Below are 3,902 nucleotides of genomic sequence, written 5' to 3' on the forward strand. Positions count from 1 at the left end.
CGCTGCTTGAGGGCCTTGTTATAAGAGGGCCAGTTGGTGATTTTAAAATTTTGTTTTGCCATGGAGACCTGATTTTGAAACAACTGTGGTGATCTGCTCCGATGATTACCCAAAAGTTCTATTTATTCAACAAAGCCCATTGCCGTGACAGCGACTGGCGCCAAAACCCGCGCGGTGCAGATCTTTTTCCGAAGCAAACAGCGCCTGATGGATACGCTGCTCTAAACAGAAATGGCGTAGCGTATTCTGACTATGCCTGCGCAGCGTAGGGTAAATCTGCATGGAGACGATAATCATCACGCAGCCAACCAACATTGCCAGCAGCACCTCTATCAGGCTAAACCCGCCGATTCTGCGACTTAGCAACGCGGAATGCCCAATACTGGCTGTGTATCGCTGCATAACCGTATCCTCCCCCAGATCGATATCACGATACGTAGACGACCGGCATCATTCTCTAACACCAGGTGTCCTGCCTGCGCCGTATTGCGCAGACCATAAAAGGTAACCGTCGGACGTGCCATTGCGGCAATGCGTACATCGCGTGCAGAGGGCAATAAACGCCTGCCTATGCCCGCATAACAGCTCAACGACGTCCCTGTTCCTTCTCGTAAACACCACACCTCACCGGCATGTATTACACTCACGGTACGCGTGTCGTTATACCAATAGGCATCGGCCTGCACGCGTTGCAGAAATAACATCACCAACTGCGTTTGATGCTCGAGGCGCACAGCATGCTGATAGGTGGTCCAGCCCTGTATTCCTCCTGCGGATAACAAAGCGATAAGCGTCAGTGCAATCAGTAATTCCGGCAGGCTAAAACCCGCATCAACAAAGGTGCTTTTATCCATGACGGCAGTGTAGCCAGAATGGGGCAGTGACCTGGCAAAAAAAAGTGGGAATGCCTGCTTGCTCTCAACAAAACGGACTTGGCAGCGCGGCGTTACAACGCAAATACAATGCGTGTTGAAGAAAGATAGGAGAAAATAATCTGTAATAAAAAGTGTACTAGCTCAGACCTGATCTGACAGTTACCGATTATTTATACAGGTGTCTGTCAGATCAGGTCTGAGCTAGTACAGATAATGGGATTGTTAGTATGGAGCATGAGAGTTACCTCGCGTTTTGTTTAAGGATCAGACACCCATATCAAAACCGGTAACTCTCAACCTTTCAAGGTCCAGTGTCAGATCTAGTCGCGACTAATACAAATAAAGGCCGCATTAGCAGCCTTGATAGCAGAAACACAGAATCGCCGATTAAATCGCCACCGGTGCCTTGATGGCAGGATGCGGATCGTAGCCTTCTATTTCGAAATCGTCGAACTGATAGTCAAACAGCGAGGCAGGACGGCATTTAATGATCAATTTCGGCAGCGCTTTTGGCTCACGGCTCAGTTGCAAATGCGTCTGCTCCATATGGTTGTTGTACAGATGGGTGTCACCACCGGTCCAGACAAAGTCGCCGACTTCAAGGTCGCACTGCTGCGCCATCATATGCACCAGCAGTGCATAACTGGCAATATTGAACGGCAGACCGAGGAACACATCACACGAGCGCTGGTAAAGCTGACAGGAAAGTTTGCCATCCGCCACGTAGAACTGGAAAAACGCATGGCACGGTGCCAGCGCCATTTGATCTAACTCACCCACGTTCCAGACAGAAACAATGATACGGCGTGAATTTGGATCCTGCTTTAACTGTTGCAGCACGGTTTGCAGTTGATCAATCTTGCGACCATCCGCCGCACCCCAAGCGCGCCACTGCTTACCGTATATCGGCCCAAGATCGCCATTCTCATCGGCCCATTCATCCCAAATGCTAACTTTATTGTCGTGCAGATAGCCAACGTTGGTGTCACCGTTGAGGAACCACAACAGCTCGTGAATGATTGAGCGCAGATGGCAGCGCTTGGTGGTCACCAGCGGAAAACCGTCTTGCAGACTGAAACGCATCTGGTGGCCGAAAATCGATAAGGTTCCGGTGCCTGTTCTGTCTCCCTTCTGCGTTCCCTCATCAAGCACTTTCTGCATCAATTCCAGATACTGTTTCATTTCACCCTCACTACGCGATTAAAAAATTCACCGTGCAGCCTCCCGCTGATGTCAGCAAGGACGCCGCTCACGGCAAGTTATTGCTATTTTTACACCTTACGACGATAGGCCCAGACCATCATAAGGATACCGGCAAACACCATCGGCAGCGATAGAATCTGTCCCATGCTGATGAAATTACCGAACAGTCCAAGCTGAGCGTCCGGCTGACGGAAAAATTCGGTGACAATGCGGAACACACCGTAGCCAATCAAAAACAAGCCGGAAACGCTGCCCATTGTGCGCGGTTTACGAATAAACAGATTTAACAGAATAAACAGCGCAATACCTTCCAGCGCCATCTGATAAAGCTGGGAGGGATGGCGCGGCAACATGCCGTATTGATTGAAAATCGCCTGCCATTGCGGGTCGGTTACCGCCAGCATCAAATCTTCGCTGCGCGCTCCGGGGAACAGCATCGCCCACGGCGTATCGGTAGTGACGCGGCCCCACAGTTCGCCGTTGATAAAGTTACCCAAGCGCCCAGCACCCAGCCCGAAAGGAATCAGAGGAGCGATAAAATCGGCAACCTGAAAGAAGTGGCGCTTGGTACGACGGGCAAACCACAGCATGACGCAAATCACCCCAACCAGACCGCCGTGGAACGACATACCGCCATCCCACACTTTGAACAGGTAAAGCGGGTTGCTGATGAACGAGGGGAAAGCATAGAACAGGACATACCCCAGACGACCGCCCACGAACACCCCGAGGAATCCGAGGTAGAGCAGGTTTTCTACTTCTTCTTTCGTCCAGCCGCTACCCTGTTTATTCGCCCGGCGCACAGCCAGCCACATGGCAAACACAAAGCCCACCAGATACATCAGCCCATACCAATGGAGCGAAACGGGTCCAAGGGAGAAAATCACCGGATCAAATTGAGGAAACGCCAAGTAACTCGTTGTCATCGATCACCACATGCTTGTCTGTTTTATCTCACGACGTTGTTTATCCCCCGGTACGGGAAGTCGTAAAAGGGGAAACCTTGTTTGCCAGCGCCCTCTCAGCATTAACGCCTTGCGCACTGGCGGCGGTTGCGCATGATAGCACAGAGCAGCCGCTACGCAGCGTGCAAGCTCAGGAAAAGTTATGTAAACAGGATGTTACCATTGACACACTTTGTCAGCGCCCACCGCGGGCAAACGCCCCCAAACCGCGCTCTTCGAGGAAAAGTGCAATCCACTGGCGCACTTCGCTGGCGCTACGCGCCGCCAATAGACGTTGGGTCAGCGCTTGTACCTCAGTCAGCACCAATTGACGCAGCAGGTATTTTACCCGCGCGACGCTACGGCCATTCATACTGAATGTGCGATAGCACAACCCGGTCAATACCAGCGATCCCATGGCCTCACCGGCCATTTCGCCACAGACAGAGACTTCAAGATCAAGACGTTGGCATTCGCGAGCGATACCTGCCAGCGCCTCCAACATGGACGGATGCAGGCTGTCATAGAGTGATGCCACATGCGGGTTATTGCGATCTACGGCCAGCAAATATTGGGTCAGATCGTTAGTGCCTACCGAGACAAAATCGATACGAGAGGCTAGGTGCGGCAGCAAAAACAGGTCGTGTATTCAATGAGTTGATGTAGCATCAAACGTAGTACTCGCGTTCGATGTAAGTACCGATGATCCTATCGTGCATTTTGGATGATTTTGAATATCCGGGGCTTTGTTGAATAAATAGAACTTTTGGGTAATCATCGGAGCAGATCACCACAGTTGTTTCAAAATCAGGTCTCCATGGCAAAACAAAATTTTAAAATCACCAACTGGCCCTCTTATAACAAGGCCCTCAAGCAGCGC

Annotated in this window: 5 protein-coding genes and 1 pseudogene; all 6 read right to left on the reverse strand. The window is 51.1% G+C overall.

All coding sequences use genetic code 11. The features are described 5' to 3' along the window. Window positions 1-126 precede the first annotated feature (126 nt). The gene (locus tag QZ506_RS17795; RefSeq protein WP_291972950.1) at window positions 127-402 is read right to left on the reverse strand and encodes a prepilin-type N-terminal cleavage/methylation domain-containing protein; all 276 of its coding nucleotides are present in this window, start codon (window positions 400-402) and stop codon (window positions 127-129) included. Beyond that, on the reverse strand, window positions 360-854 hold the full coding sequence (locus QZ506_RS17800) for a prepilin peptidase-dependent protein (RefSeq protein WP_291972951.1): 495 nt from the start codon (window positions 852-854) through the stop codon (window positions 360-362). The genes QZ506_RS17795 and QZ506_RS17800 overlap by 43 nt, the downstream gene beginning before the upstream one ends. Before the next feature lie 408 nt (window positions 855-1,262). After that, complete coding sequence (gene thyA, locus QZ506_RS17805; protein WP_291972952.1) at window positions 1,263-2,057, reverse strand: thymidylate synthase; 795 nt, start codon at window positions 2,055-2,057, stop codon at window positions 1,263-1,265. 89 nt (window positions 2,058-2,146) lie between these two features. Then, window positions 2,147-3,004, reverse strand: a complete 858-nt coding sequence (gene lgt, locus QZ506_RS17810; RefSeq protein WP_291972953.1) for a prolipoprotein diacylglyceryl transferase — start codon at window positions 3,002-3,004, stop codon at window positions 2,147-2,149. 214 nt (window positions 3,005-3,218) lie between these two features. Continuing rightward, window positions 3,219-3,662 (reverse strand): annotated as a pseudogene (locus QZ506_RS17815) (putative PEP-binding protein); the annotation flags it as partial. A gap of 28 nt (window positions 3,663-3,690) precedes the next feature. After that, the gene (locus tag QZ506_RS17820; RefSeq protein ID WP_291972954.1) at window positions 3,691-3,816 is read right to left on the reverse strand and encodes a hypothetical protein; all 126 of its coding nucleotides are present in this window, start codon (window positions 3,814-3,816) and stop codon (window positions 3,691-3,693) included. Between the last annotated feature and the right edge of the window lie 86 nt (window positions 3,817-3,902).

It is taken from the genome of Candidatus Symbiopectobacterium sp. (assembly GCF_020054415.1).
In the GTDB taxonomy this organism is placed as follows: Bacteria; Pseudomonadota; Gammaproteobacteria; order Enterobacterales; family Enterobacteriaceae; genus Symbiopectobacterium.

Excerpts from the sequence above, each read along its gene's own strand:
- thyA (WP_291972952.1), bottom strand. The coding sequence starts at position 2,057 with ATGAAACAGTATCTGGAATTGATGCAGAAAGTGCTTGATGAGGGAACG.
- QZ506_RS17800 (WP_291972951.1), bottom strand. The coding sequence starts at position 854 with ATGGATAAAAGCACCTTTGTTGATGCGGGTTTTAGCCTGCCGGAATTA.
- QZ506_RS17795 (WP_291972950.1), bottom strand. The coding sequence starts at position 402 with ATGCAGCGATACACAGCCAGTATTGGGCATTCCGCGTTGCTAAGTCGC.
- lgt (WP_291972953.1), bottom strand. The coding sequence starts at position 3,004 with ATGACAACGAGTTACTTGGCGTTTCCTCAATTTGATCCGGTGATTTTC.